General features: G+C 42.7%; 9 protein-coding genes. 4 read left to right on the forward strand and 5 right to left on the reverse strand.

The genetic code is table 11. The features are described 5' to 3' along the window. The first annotated feature begins 2 nt into the window (after positions 1-2). The 4 genes from BSCG_RS20420 (at position 3) to BSCG_RS20405 (ending at position 5,327) form a co-directional block, all read left to right on the forward strand. Complete coding sequence (locus BSCG_RS20420; protein ID WP_008775259.1) at positions 3-1,880, forward strand: DNA topoisomerase IV subunit B; 1,878 nt, start codon at positions 3-5, stop codon at positions 1,878-1,880. Continuing rightward, complete coding sequence (gene coaD / locus BSCG_RS20415; RefSeq protein WP_004311084.1) at positions 1,877-2,332, forward strand: pantetheine-phosphate adenylyltransferase; 456 nt, start codon at positions 1,877-1,879, stop codon at positions 2,330-2,332. The genes BSCG_RS20420 and coaD overlap by 4 nt, the downstream gene beginning before the upstream one ends. 83 nt (positions 2,333-2,415) lie before the next feature. Then, a complete protein-coding gene (locus BSCG_RS20410; RefSeq protein ID WP_008775260.1) occupies positions 2,416-4,011 on the forward strand; it encodes a S41 family peptidase in 1,596 nt (531 codons plus the stop codon). 677 nt (positions 4,012-4,688) lie between these two features. Beyond that, positions 4,689-5,327: an HU family DNA-binding protein gene (locus BSCG_RS20405; protein ID WP_008775261.1), complete on the forward strand. Its 639-nt coding sequence runs from the start codon at positions 4,689-4,691 to the stop codon at positions 5,325-5,327. Positions 5,328-5,498: 171 nt separating this feature from the next. On the opposite strand, the gene BSCG_RS20400 is transcribed toward BSCG_RS20405, so the two are convergent. The 5 genes from BSCG_RS20400 to BSCG_RS20380 form a co-directional block, all read right to left on the reverse strand. Then, on the reverse strand, positions 5,499-7,094 hold the full coding sequence (locus BSCG_RS20400; RefSeq protein WP_167509071.1) for a glycoside hydrolase family 30 protein: 1,596 nt from the start codon (positions 7,092-7,094) through the stop codon (positions 5,499-5,501). 80 nt (positions 7,095-7,174) lie between these two features. Then, positions 7,175-8,182, reverse strand: coding sequence for a family 43 glycosylhydrolase (locus tag BSCG_RS20395; RefSeq protein ID WP_008646688.1), 1,008 nt, complete (start codon positions 8,180-8,182; stop codon positions 7,175-7,177). 68 nt (positions 8,183-8,250) lie between these two features. Then, a complete protein-coding gene (locus BSCG_RS20390) occupies positions 8,251-8,925 on the reverse strand; it encodes a DUF3823 domain-containing protein (RefSeq protein ID WP_008642297.1) in 675 nt (224 codons plus the stop codon). A gap of 13 nt (positions 8,926-8,938) precedes the next feature. Then, positions 8,939-10,789, reverse strand: coding sequence for a RagB/SusD family nutrient uptake outer membrane protein (locus BSCG_RS20385; protein WP_032849374.1), 1,851 nt, complete (start codon positions 10,787-10,789; stop codon positions 8,939-8,941). Positions 10,790-10,803: 14 nt separating this feature from the next. After that, positions 10,804-13,935, reverse strand: coding sequence for a SusC/RagA family TonB-linked outer membrane protein (locus BSCG_RS20380; protein ID WP_008775264.1), 3,132 nt, complete (start codon positions 13,933-13,935; stop codon positions 10,804-10,806). Positions 13,936-14,051 lie beyond the last annotated feature (116 nt).

Here is a 14,051-nt window from a genome sequence, read left to right on the forward strand (position 1 = left end):
CTATGGAAGAGAACGAATTGATACCTGTAGACAACAACAATGCAGTAGAGTACACTGACGACAACATCCGTCACCTAAGTGACATGGAACATGTACGCACACGCCCCGGTATGTATATCGGAAGGCTGGGCGACGGTGCACATGCCGAAGACGGAATCTATGTCCTCCTGAAAGAAGTAATTGACAACAGTATTGACGAGTTCAAAATGCAAGCCGGTAAGAAAATCGAGATTACCGTTGAAGAAAACCTCCGTGTCAGCGTACGTGACTACGGACGAGGCATCCCGCAGGGAAAACTCATCGAAGCCGTCAGCATGCTGAACACTGGTGGTAAGTACGACAGCAAAGCGTTTAAGAAAAGTGTCGGACTAAACGGTGTCGGTGTGAAAGCCGTCAATGCCTTGAGCTCCCGTTTTGAGGTACGCAGTTACCGCGATGGCAAAGTACGTATCGCCACTTTCTCAAAAGGAAACCTGCTAACCGACGAAACGCAGAATACCGAAGAGGAAAACGGAACTTACATCTTCTTCGAACCGGATAATACATTATTCCTGAATTACAGTTTCAAGCCTGAATTTATTGAGACAATGCTACGTAACTACACGTACCTCAATACCGGGCTTGCCATTATCTATAACGGACACCGTATCCTGTCGCGTAATGGTCTGGTAGACCTTTTGAACGACAATATGACGGCAACCGGACTTTACCCGATCATCCACCTGAAAGGGGAAGACATCGAAATCGCCTTCACGCATACCGGACAATACGGAGAAGAATATTACTCTTTCGTCAACGGTCAGCATACTACCCAAGGAGGTACGCATCAGAGTGCTTTCAAGGAACACATCGCCCGTACTATCAAGGAGTTCTTCAACAAGAATATGGACTATACCGACATTCGTAACGGACTGGTTGCTGCCATTGCCGTCAATGTGGAAGAGCCTATCTTTGAGAGTCAGACGAAAACCAAGCTGGGTTCTACCAATATGATTCCCGGCGGAGTGACAGTCAATAAATATGTAGGCGACTTTATCAAACAGGAAGTGGACAACTTCTTGCACAAGAATGCGGATGTAGCCGAAGCGATACAACAAAAGATCCAAGAATCCGAGAAAGAGCGTAAAGCCATTGCAGGTGTAACCAAACTTGCCCGTGAGCGTGCAAAGAAAGCGAACCTGCACAACCGCAAATTGCGCGACTGCCGTATTCACCTCAACGACCCGAAAGGAAAAGGACTGGAAGAAGACTCCTGCATCTTTATCACCGAGGGGGACTCTGCAAGTGGTTCCATCACCAAAAGCCGTGATGTGAACACGCAAGCAGTGTTCAGTCTACGTGGTAAACCGCTGAATTCTTTCGGGTTAACTAAGAAAGTGGTCTACGAGAACGAAGAATTTAATCTGCTTCAGGCAGCCCTGAATATAGAAGATGGCTTGGACGGACTACGCTACAACAAAGTCATCGTAGCAACCGATGCCGATGTGGACGGTATGCATATCCGCCTGCTGTTAATTACTTTCTTCCTGCAATTCTTCCCTGACCTTATAAAAAAAGGCCACGTATATATTCTGCAAACGCCTTTGTTCCGTGTACGCAATAAGAAAAAAACAATCTATTGTTATAGTGAAGAAGAGCGTGTCAATGCAATTAACGAACTAAGCCCGAATCCGGAGATCACGCGATTTAAAGGTTTAGGAGAGATTTCACCGGACGAGTTCAAGCATTTCATCGGTAAAGACATGCGTCTGGAGCAAGTTTCTTTGCGAAAGACAGACGCAGTGAAAGAACTACTTGAATTCTACATGGGTAAAAATACCATGGAACGACAGAACTTTATTATAGATAATCTGGTTATAGAAGAAGATTTGGCATCATGAGAAAAGCAATATTCCCGGGTACTTTTGACCCCTTCACCATCGGACATTATTCGGTAGTGGAACGTGCACTCACCTTTATGGACGAAATCGTGATAGGAATCGGTATCAATGAGAACAAGAATACATACTTTCCCATTGAGAAAAGAGAGGAAATGATTCGGGAGCTTTACAAGGATGAGCCTCGTATAAAAGTGATGTCCTACGACTGTCTGACCATTGATTTTGCGCAGGAAGTAGGGGCCAGGTTTATTGTCCGCGGTATCCGTACAGTGAAAGATTTCGAGTATGAAGAAACAATTGCGGACATCAACCGCAAACTGGCAGGCATTGAAACGATCCTGCTCTTCACAGAACCGGAACTGACTTGCGTCAGTTCGACGATTGTACGCGAATTATTGACTTATAATAAAGATATCAGCCAGTTTATTCCCAAAGGAATGAGGATAAGCTGAGAGTTGAGAATGGAGAGTTGAGAAGGATGCAGGCGTATCTGTGCCCGGTTGTTAATACTCGGCTATTAATATAAAGTAAGATTATGAATAAGATTAAAATATACGTCCTTTTGGCTTGCCTGTGGGCAGTATCAGCCTTACAGGCCCAAAATTTCGGTTCTGAAGCCATGCGCAAGCTACAAATGGCAGAGTTCGCAATCTCCCATTTCTATGTAGACAAAGTAGATGAAGACAAGTTGGTGGAAGAAGCCATCATCAAGATGCTGGCACAACTCGACCCACACTCTACCTACTCGGACGCAGAAGAAGTGAAGAAAATGAACGAACCTCTTCAAGGTAACTTCGAAGGTATTGGAGTTCAGTTTCAGATGATTGAAGATACCCTGTTAGTAGTGCAACCCGTCAGCAACGGACCTTCCGAAAAAGTCGGCATCCTTGCCGGTGACCGTATTGTTGCGGTCAATGACAGCGCCATTGCCGGAGTGAAAATGAGTACGGAAGATATTATGAAGCGTCTTCGTGGTCCGAAAGGTTCTAAAGTCAACCTGACTATCGTTCGTCGTGGCGTGCAAGATCCTTTATTGTTCACAGTGAAAAGAGATAAAATACCTATCCTTAGCCTCGATGCTTCTTACATGATTCAGCCTAAAACAGGTTATATCCGCATCAACCGCTTCGGAGCAACCACTGCCGAAGAATTCAAGAAAGCAATGACAAGCCTTCAGAAACAAGGTATGAAGGACCTGATTCTCGACCTGCAAGGAAACGGAGGAGGTTACCTGAATGCAGCCATCGACCTTGCCAACGAATTCCTAGGGCAAAAAGAATTGATTGTCTACACGGAAGGACGGACTGCCAAACGCAGTGATTTCTACGCCAAAGGAAACGGAGATTTCCGTAATGGACGTCTTATCATCCTAATAGATGAATATACGGCTTCCGCCAGCGAAATTGTCAGCGGTGCAGTGCAGGATTGGGATAGAGGAATTATCGTAGGACGCCGTTCTTTCGGCAAAGGATTGGTGCAACGTCCTATCGACCTGCCGGACGGCTCCATGATTCGTTTGACTATTGCGCGCTATTATACTCCATCGGGACGTTCCATCCAGAAACCGTACGACAGTACTGTCGATTACAACAAGGACCTGATAGAACGTTTCAACCACGGTGAACTGATGAATGCTGACAGTATTCACTTCCCGGATTCACTGAAAGTACAAACTAAGAAGCTAGGACGTACCGTTTATGGCGGAGGGGGTATCATGCCGGACTATTTCGTACCTATTGACACTACTCTTTATACGGATTATCACCGTAATCTGGTAGCTAAAGGAGCTGTGATTAAATTCACCATGCAGTTTATCGAAGGGCACCGGAAGGAGTTGAAAAACAAATACAAGAAATTCGAATCGTTTGATGAGAAGTTCGTCGTTGATGATGATATGCTCGCCACTTTAAAAGAAATAGGAGAGAAAGAAGGAGTGAAATTCAATGAAGAGCAATATCAGAAGTCGCTCCCTCTTATCAAGACGCAGCTTAAAGCACTAATAGCCCGTGATCTTTGGGATATGAACGAATATTTCCGGGTAATGAATACCACCAATGAGAGTATACAAAAGGCGCTGGAGATACTGAATTCGGATGAGTATCAGAAGAAGCTGAAACAGGGTATTCAGTAAACAATCATAAGACACCATTTTTCAGTTTGGTGGACATATATACTCACCCCTAGTGAAAAAATATCTATCATAAGTATCATTCATTTTGATACTCTTCTCATTATCAAAGAAATAAGTATGATAGATAGCTTTTAAAAAGGTATCTATCATACTTTTACCAGCAAAAACAGGTTATCTATCATCTACAAAATAGCCGAATAAAGGCCCTATATGCATAAGATAGCTTGTTTTTGTTGAATAGTTTAATTCTCCCCTGCCCTATATCTATCAGATAGAACAAGGCGTATAAATACCTCAAACAAGCAGAGATAGTTTGCTTTTCTCCCTGATATAGTTTATCTTTGCTACCGATATAGTTCATTCTTCATGGCCGTGGCGAATTCCTACCACGGCCGTGGAAAGATACTACCACAGCCATGAAGAGATCTCTCCACGGCCGTGGGAAACTAATGATAAAGGCACCGGAAGACAACTATCCCTATGCCTTAATCCAAGAATAAAGGCAGGATAACTTATAAAAGCCGCTTGATAACAAACAAACAACAGCTATATAACACCCTCCCCCTAAGTCCGAAGATGATCGATTAGCTTTGCAACAACAGAAAACAATGTCCTTATAGGCTTGCAATGGTAAATTAAAGGTACGTAGTAATGTATAAGGCGAAAACAAATTAATAATGGCAATACAATTTGAATTGTACAAGACTCCCCGTCCCAAGGATGAGGAAGACAAAGAAGTGTATCACGCACGTGTAGTCAACTTCCAACACATTGACACAGACTATTTGGCAAAAGAAATCCAGATAGCAACTTCTCTAACTGAAGGGGATGTAAAGTCAGTTCTCGAATCCCTAAGTCATTTTATGGGAGATCGTCTTCGGGAAGGACAAAGCGTCCATCTGGATGGCATCGGTTATTTCCAGATAAAGCTGAATAGTCAAGAACCTATCACTTCGCCCAAACTAAAAGCGAATCAGATAAAACTCAAAGCCAATATCAGCTTTAAAGCGGATGCCAAACTAAAAAGGTCAGTCAGTGTTGTTCATGTGGAGCGAAGTAAACTGAAACCCCATTCGGCTGTCCTTTCAAATGACGAGATAGACAAATTGCTGACAAACTACTTCAAGAGCAGCCCTGTATTAACCCGTCGCGACTTTCAAAGATTGTGTGGCTTTGCCCCTACCACTGCCGCACGGCAAATCAAACGGCTGAAAGAGGAGGAGAAGAAGTTGAAGAATATCAATACTTATTATAATCCGATTTACATGCCGATGCCGGGATATTATGGCAAGGCGGAGATAAAGACAGATGAATAAAAGGAAATCAAAAGAAATAAAAAAGGGAAATTCAGTTGTCGCAAATTTTGCAACAACTGAATTTCCCTCTATTTTCGTCTAACTTGTGCAAAAATTACACAAGTTAATTACTATCTTAATTAGCAATGGGCAGGCGTACAAATATACCACTCAAAAATATGAGACAGTTTTTTATTTGCCCTGAAGCGTTATAATAGAACGCGCCGGAATCTGAACTGTTTTTCCACTTTTCACTGTCCCCACCGGAAGCAAATTTTCCCCTTCTTTATTCGAAGTACGATAAATCTGCCATTGCGTATTTCCTACTTTTCCTTTATGAATAGAAAACTCTTTTTCTTCATTGGCATAATTAATAACTACCATCACATACGTTCCGTCTACATTCTTATAAGCAGAACACATCAATCCTTGCTGGTCGGTGTCGCCATCAGGAATCAAAGCGCCCGTTTGATCGAAAGCCGAAACGGACAACCGGACTGCCCCCGGACGAATAAAACGACTATAATTACCTAAAGCCCACATCAGTTTGGAGTCTTCCACTCTGCCATTCAGGAAGTTATCGTCCGTAGTATATTCGCGAATCAATCCATCTTTGTAATCACCGCCAATGGCACGCCACCATTGCCAACTTTTTGCTCCCGCATATACAATATCGTGATGAATAATACGTGCTACATAAAGTGCCGTTTTCATGGTACGGTCGAAACCACCTCCGCCACCGATCTCTTCATCATTGCCCATAATACAAGTTTCCGTCTGCCAGAAGTCAACATTGTATTTATCTAGTGTATCCCGTAGTTGAAGACGGATATTGCGCAGATCGCTTAAAGGTGTATTTGTCCAATAGCTATGCCCGAGCATCAGACGAGGAACATTCGGAGTATCTCCCAAATACGTATCCACACTATCCGGGCAGAAGAAAGCCTGAATCTGATACCCCCGTTGCCAATCCGTTTCGTGAGTGCGGAACATACAACGATAATCGGAAGACTCATTGACCAGAATCTGTGTATCCATGTCCCGGTCTACAAACTCTTTGCTCAACACACGAACCGTGCGGGCTACTTCCCTATTCGTTGCCGGACAGCCTTCCTGCTTCGGACCGACCCAGTTCCAGTGTCCGTCCGGTTCATTGAAAGGACAAATATAGTTGAACTTGACGCCATCGTGTTGTTCTACTCCCTGCACTACATCTGCCAGAAAACGAGCGTACTTTTCATAACAATCCAGTTTCAGGTTCGCCGTACCTCCACGTCCGGTGTTGGTAGCCAATCCGTTCTGTGTGTAATATACGGGAGGCGAATTCAAGAAAGCCAGAAATTTGTTGACTCCCCGTTCTTTTGCCAGTTTCAGGAAATTGCGTTGCCCTTGTTGTTTGTTCCAGTCGTATGTTCCGTCGGGATTCAGGAAACATTCGGCACGCATCCAGGGAGAGGCAATCTGACTGTTCTCTCCTTGCTCCGTGCTACCTGCTCCGACATTGAAACGCCAGAGTGACAGGCCGATACCTTTCGGCTGTCCGTTGGCGTCGTTCTCCGTGCTGAACAGCCAGTCGGCTATTTGGTTTTGTTTCTCCTGCGGCCAAAGCCCGATGAATTGCATACTCCAGGCATCGGAAGCACCGAAGTATGCCATCGTCTGACAGGGTTGGTTTGTTTCTATCTGATAACGTATTTCGGGGGCAGGTTGGGAACATCCACCTGCCACACCGGCTATTGAGAAGAAGCCTAAAGCAGCTAAAATCTTTTTACCTTTCATCCTATTCATCTAAAATCTTTAATTATTCAAATCACACAATACAGTTCTAAAAACATACAAACAATCTATTGAAATCCGAAAAGATATAACTAACGGGTGGGTATTACTTGTTTAATGCTCCCATCTTCATTAAATTCCATACGATCTATGCATACTTCACGATGAACACCGGGATCACTCTTCAGATAATTCTTATTAATGCGATGATAAACAATATACCACTTATCAGTACCGGGAACCTGCAATATGGAATTATGAGCAGGGCCATATATTTCCTTCTCCGGGTTTTGAATCAATACGACAGGGCTCTTAGCTACTTTAATCGGCCCCAAAGGTGATGTCGAAGTGCCATAAGCTACATGATAATTAGGAGAGCCGGTATCGTCTACCGACCACATGAAATAGTAAAGCCCGTTACGATAAAACACATAAGCAGCCTCACGATACGCATAATCCTGTAGCGTTCCTCCTTCGGGAGTCATCACTGTGATAGTCTCTTTCTTAATTGAAATCATATCATCATTAAGCTCTGCACCTGCCATATAACCGTTTCCCCAATACAAATATGACTTCCCCGAAGCTGGATCGGTGAATACATCCACATCAATCTGTTGCCCGTGTCCTGTAGGCGAATCCGTTATAATAGGATGTCCCAAGTCAACAAACGGTCCGGCAGGCGAATCACTTGTAGCCACTCCGATCTGCTTTCCTCCTCCTGTCTTAGGATTTCCACTGTAATAAAAGAAATATTTATATTGATCTCCTACTAACTTTTCCTCTATACATGGTGCCCACGCATTACCATCCGCCCAAGGCACTTGGTCTGACTTTAAATCCAGCATGACTCCTTCATCCTTCCAATTCTTCAAGTCGACGGACGAAAAAACAGTAAAATACCAACCACCCCATCCAGGCTGACCGTCTGTAGTAGAATAAATGTAGTATTTCTTTGTCTTATTAGAATACAAGATTTCAGGATCGGCATGAAAACCCGGCAAGACAGGATTCCCTGATTGTGCGAAAGCAGGAAATGTCACCGCTAACAGCAGGCCGAACGCAATTAGAGTTTGTTTAATCGTTACTATCATTATTTTCATTCATTAGATAAAGGGGGAAATATCAGGTTGCGATACTTCCCCCTCAAGTATTATATTCTTGATACTATTTATTTCAATGCTACCTTAATAGACTGACTATAGCAATATTCTGATGATTTGTCCGATTTGACTCCCACACGGGCGTAAAGATACGATTCGTTTACCAAACCACTCGGGATTTCAATTTCAGCTGTGTTTTCCTGATCGAGTGAAACAGCATTACCCAACTTCAACTCTGCTTCTTTCTGCTTCTCATCCGTCAGGATGCCTGTCCCTAGATAGATACCTACATTTTCCATATTGGCATTGGCAACCACCTTGTTAATGGTGAAACGTGCTGTAATCTTGTTACCGTTTTTGGCAAAAGACACGTTTCTGACAAAGAAATACGGCGTCACAGGAATATCCTGCACAGTGTTTCCTTTTACGCTAATATAGATCGTATCATTAGAAGGTCTTTCCCAAGGTGCATTACCCATACGCACCAATTTGTAATCACCATTGAAAAGCGATACGGAATAACTTCCATCTTGGGCAATATACACCGGAATAGAACCTTTCAGAGCATAACCATCCTGAAACAAAGCAAATTCGGAACTTCCGCTTCTAACCCCTACTGCCTCACCGTCATAAATAGCTTTTCCGGTTAATGTGGCTTTAGGTTCCTCAAAGTTGTCGTAGCTGCAACTGCTTACTGCCAACAAACAACATATCATAATAAAGAAAGGTATAATCTTTTTCATAATCTCTTATTTTTTATTGGAATGGATTCTTAACAATCGTCGGATTGTTATTAATTACATCATCAGCAATGAATGAATAATAGTTGGACTGCTGGAAGGTTCTTGCCACCTTGAAACGTTCGGATCTGGTCTTTACGAAAATGTACTTGTCCTGATCCTGTGTTCCCGGTTTTGCCACTGCAATACGATAAGGATATAAACCATATACGATAGCTTTATCATTATCAGTATTTCCGTTCCAGGTAATATCAGCTATTCTCCATCGTTTCATATCAAAATAACGGTGATCTTCGAAAGCCAGTTCCACACGACGTTCGTTCTGAATCTTTTCTATTGTCAGGCTTGTCAAGCTGTTGGCCGGGAAACCGGCACGCTGACGCAAACGGTTGATGTAGGGTAAAGCAGTCGGTTCGTCATTCAATTCGAAAGCAGCTTCGGCGGCATTCAAATAGATTTCACCCAAACGGAACCAAGGCCACCAGTTTTCAGCGTAGTTACGGAGAGTGTAACCGGAAGCCTCACTGATAAACTTACGGATATAGAATCCGGTGTTGCTCACATTAGGACTGTTGGTTTGAGGTCCGTCCTGGCCGACAAAAGTTTTATTATCTTCATAAAAACTTCCCAATTTCGGGTCTGTCAGCAAGTCATAAGAACCGGTCTTATCGTTCCAAACTGCTACTCCTGCCTGAATATCCACATCTTGATTTCTGAACTTGGAACCCGGATAGATAATCGTACCATACAAACGTGCATCCTTATTGGCAAAAATATCGCTTGGAGTGTCATATACTACATAATCATCACCATTCTTATAATGTAACGTTCCCGGAGTTCCATCCAGATAATCGAAAGCCTCTACCAATCCTAGTGACGGGCCGATGCAAGAAGAGTTGTCGTTATCCTCTCTTAAATGATGAACTACATTATCATAACCGAAGCTATGCACCTTCAGAGGATTCTTATAATCTTTCACCCAAATTGCTTCCTTATTCAGGGTCTTGTCCATAAGCATCTTGTAGAAGTTCACCCCTTTATCTGACTCCTTCTCATAAAGTTCATATCCACCTTTTGTGATAATCTCTTGCGAAGCTGTCAATGATTTGCGATAGTAATCATCTGCCATATCGGACGGAATACCCACTTCTCCACCGGAAGTCACAATATTAGGAGTTTTCAGCGCGTTGTACTTAGCGATAGAACCGGCATACAACATAGCGCGACTTTCTAACGCTAACGCTGTGTAATAGTTGGCACGAGTCTGACTGCCTTTATTACCCAATTGCGACTTAATCGCTTCACATTCACTATATACAAAATCATATATTTCGTGTTCCTTTGCACGTGGATTGCGTAAATAAGAAGGATCTCCGCTAAAGTCATACTCCAAAGTCGTTGTAATCAATGGTACACCACCCATACGTCTTACAAGCTCAAAATAAACGTAGGCGCGGATAAAACGGAACTCTGCCTTGAACTGAAGTTTCTCATCTGCCGAAATATCGGTTCCATACTTATCAATATTCTCAATAGACATATTGATGTCACGTATCAGTCCGTAATCCCACCAGCGTCCGTAATCGTTTCCATAACGCAGCTCGTTACGATAATTCTGGTCCAATGTACCACAATACATCGCATCGTCTGTTTCACACATACCACCGGTATTGAAATCACCGTGCAACTGCGGAATACGATTATAAAGATTGGCCAACTGCGATTTAATCATGTTCGGATCATTCCATACCAACTCATTAGTAAGAATGTTTTTGGGTTCTCTTTCGAACCAACTGTCACCACAACTCGACAACATGGAAGTGATGGCAGCTCCCATCAGAAATATTTTTATAGATTTGCTTTTCATGATCACTTTCGTTTTTAGTATGTAATATTAAATCCAAGGAGGAATGTACGTTGTTGCGGATATACCACTGCAGCTGCGGCGGTAATTTCAGGATCGACTCCAAACTTACCCACATTGTCGAACGAACACAAGTTAGAAACATTCGCATAAACACGTACCTTCTGTGCACGGATCGGTCTCAACAGTTGAGCCGGCAGGCTGTAACCCACTTCCAGGTTCTTGATACGCAAATAGCGTACGTTGTGCAACCAAAAGTCACTATTCTTATTGTTATAGCTGAATTCACCTTTACGAATGGCCGGATAACGTCCCGGTATCCATTCACTATCCGGATCATACAAGTCGGCACGATGCCAACGGTCTTCCAACAAATAAACCGGAGAGTTTCCGTTGCCATGATATGCATTGGCCAACTCATAGTTCTGTCTCCATCCTTGCATAGCACCACCGGAAAGGTCGATATTCAAGTCAATGCCCTTCCACTGCAAACCAATATTACCACCAAATGACATGATAGGTGCCCAGCCTTCAGGATAACCGATAGGACGCTCATCCATACCATTGATGATGCCATCACCATTCACATCTTTATAGATAAAGTCACCGGGAAGCAGGGTGCGGTTATTATTTCCATCCAGGTTTACCGGATAATTACGAATTTCTTCTTCCGACTGGAATTGTCCGATAACCTGATACCCCCAATAAATACCTCCCCAACGGCCTTCTGCAGAATTGCGATATTCATCCCAGGAGTTATTAAAACGCGGTTTGTAAGTCTCAATACTTTTGTAACGTGAGAAAGTAAAGTTACCGCTTACAGTATAGTTCAAATCACCGATATGGTCGGTCCATGTAACCATACCCTCCGCACCGATATAAGCTTGTTTGTTCAAATTTTCGTTAGGTAACGAATAGCCTACTTCGCTCGGAAGCAATACATCATAGCGAGCAGCCGGCACACCGGTAATATCCTTACGGAAAGCATCGGCTGTGATCTTCAAACGATTATTGAACATAGTCAAATCAAAACCGATATTCGATGTCGTATTCTTAGTCCAGGACAAATTTGTAATAGGCAATCCTCTTTGATTCAGTCCGGTAACCAGTTCACCATCCAATACAGCGTTACCATTATTCCAGGTATAACCACTCAAGTAATCGAACAACTTTACATCTTTTTCTGTACCTGTCTGACCAATAGAAGCACGAATCTTCAAATCATCTACAACTGGTCTCAACTTTTCAAAGAATTTCTCTTCCGAGATTCTCCAACCGATAGATACACCCGGGAAGAATCCCCAACGATTATTCGCTGCATAAAGATAAGAACCATCATAACGAGCCAGTAATTCGACCAGATATTTATGAGCAAAATCGTAATTGATACGACCAATCCATCCGGCACGTGCCTCGTAGCTCCATTCATCACCAAAACTGTTAAGTTCATCGAACTGCAATAGCGGCAAATAGTCGGTAGAAGGTTCTGTTCCATAAGTCTTCTTAGTCCAATCGTAATCGGAGGCTTCATAACCCAAAACAGCCGAAATATTATGGTTCTTAATCTGTTTGGCATAATTCAATTGTAACTGCATATAACGCGCAGGAACGCTACGGTCAATTTGACTTCTCCAACGTCCTACGGCAGGAGTTCCATTATAAGTATCTTTCTCCTTATCGTAGGTATAAATCTGATAAGCATATTGATAACCGTCAAAACGACTGTTAGTGTAATTGTACGAGAAAGTAGCCTTTGCAGTCAAACCAAATGAGAAATCATACTGCGCATAAGCATTGATATTGGCGTTACGAGTCAGATTATCTTTATAGCCGGCAATATCACGGCTAAAAGCTGCCGGATTGTAACCATTCTCATGTACATTATTGATATACTCCGGATTATCATTAGCATAAGGACTTTCAATCGGTTGCATTTTGAACATAGACAAAATAGCCGAATAATATCCATCACCGCCAGGCAAACCTACATCTTCGGTCTTTTCGTATTTACCGCTGATCTGTGCACCGATCGTAAAACGGTCTGTAATCTTTGTATCAATATTCAACTGAAGGTTAGTACGTTCATATTTGAAGTCACGCATCATGGCATCCTGTCCGGTATGAGCAACAGAAAGGTAGTAGTTAGTCTTTTCAGAGCCACCCGTCACATTAGCATTGATGTGATACTGCGGCACATTTTTTCTCATCACCATATCATAATAGTCATAACTCTTATATCCCGGTTCCGTACCAGCTTCCCATTTCGCCAGTTCTTCGGGGCTATATAGCTTGCTTGGATCTTCGCCTCTGTTCTGCGCTGCTTCAGCCAGCCCTCTTACATATTGTCCCGCATTTGCCAATTTCGGGAAACGGGTCAGGTTTTGCCAGCCATAATATCCATTTACATTGATACTTACCTTATCATTCTTTTTACCTTTCTTGGTAGTTACCAAAACCACACCATTTGATGCACGCAAACCGTAAATAGCAGCAGAAGCATCCTTCAAGACTGTGATACTTTCAATATCTTCAATGTTTAGAGCATTAAAGACATCACTACCGGAAACATCCGATGCCTGCAACCAGTCACGACTATTCATACCTCCATAAGGAATACCATCAATTACAAACAGCGGACTACCCATATTACGAATTTCGAGATTAATTCCCCTACCCGGACGCGCATCCACAGCACGTGTAGACACACCTGCTATTTTACCGGACAACGCTCCGGCAGTAGTAGTAGAAACAGAACGTGTCAACGCATCAGACTTGACATCACTGATTGCTCCGGTCAAACTTTTCTTGGTTTGTGTACCATAACCTACCACTACAACTTCATCCAAAGTTTCGGTATCTTCTTCAAGAACAATCTGAAGACGTGCCTTTTCGCCAATCTTCACTTCTTTTGTCTTATAACCAATAAACGAGACTGCCAATGTTCCATTCTTATCATCTACATTGATTGTAAAATTACCATCGATGTCTGTAATTGTCCCATTAGAAGTTCCCTTTACAGTTACATTGGCACCAATGATATCCTCTCCCCTTACATCAGCTACATGTCCTGTAACTTGTGTTTGTGCAAATGCAACAGCAGACAGAAACAGCTGTATGACACATATGCATAAGATTCTTAAATACCTCATAAATTAGAATTTAAAGATTAAACATTTTTTGTTGTTTTTTCGAACACAAATATACGTCATTGATATAGACTGAATAAACAAAAATCATGCAGAAGAGCTACACAAATCATGCAATG

The sequence above is a fragment of the Bacteroides sp. 2_2_4 genome (assembly GCF_000157055.1).
Taxonomy (GTDB): domain Bacteria; phylum Bacteroidota; class Bacteroidia; order Bacteroidales; family Bacteroidaceae; genus Bacteroides; species Bacteroides ovatus.

Bases quoted from the DNA above. Each gene is read 5' to 3' on its own strand.
- BSCG_RS20420 (WP_008775259.1), top strand. From the start codon at position 3: ATGGAAGAGAACGAATTGATACCTGTAGACAACAACAATGCAGTAGAG.
- coaD (WP_004311084.1), top strand. From the start codon at position 1,877: ATGAGAAAAGCAATATTCCCGGGTACTTTTGACCCCTTCACCATCGGA.
- BSCG_RS20410 (WP_008775260.1), top strand. From the start codon at position 2,416: ATGAATAAGATTAAAATATACGTCCTTTTGGCTTGCCTGTGGGCAGTA.
- BSCG_RS20405 (WP_008775261.1), top strand. From the start codon at position 4,689: ATGGCAATACAATTTGAATTGTACAAGACTCCCCGTCCCAAGGATGAG.
- BSCG_RS20400 (WP_167509071.1), bottom strand. From the start codon at position 7,094: ATGAATAGGATGAAAGGTAAAAAGATTTTAGCTGCTTTAGGCTTCTTC.
- BSCG_RS20395 (WP_008646688.1), bottom strand. From the start codon at position 8,182: ATGAAAATAATGATAGTAACGATTAAACAAACTCTAATTGCGTTCGGC.
- BSCG_RS20390 (WP_008642297.1), bottom strand. From the start codon at position 8,925: ATGAAAAAGATTATACCTTTCTTTATTATGATATGTTGTTTGTTGGCA.
- BSCG_RS20385 (WP_032849374.1), bottom strand. From the start codon at position 10,789: ATGAAAAGCAAATCTATAAAAATATTTCTGATGGGAGCTGCCATCACT.
- BSCG_RS20380 (WP_008775264.1), bottom strand. From the start codon at position 13,935: ATGAGGTATTTAAGAATCTTATGCATATGTGTCATACAGCTGTTTCTG.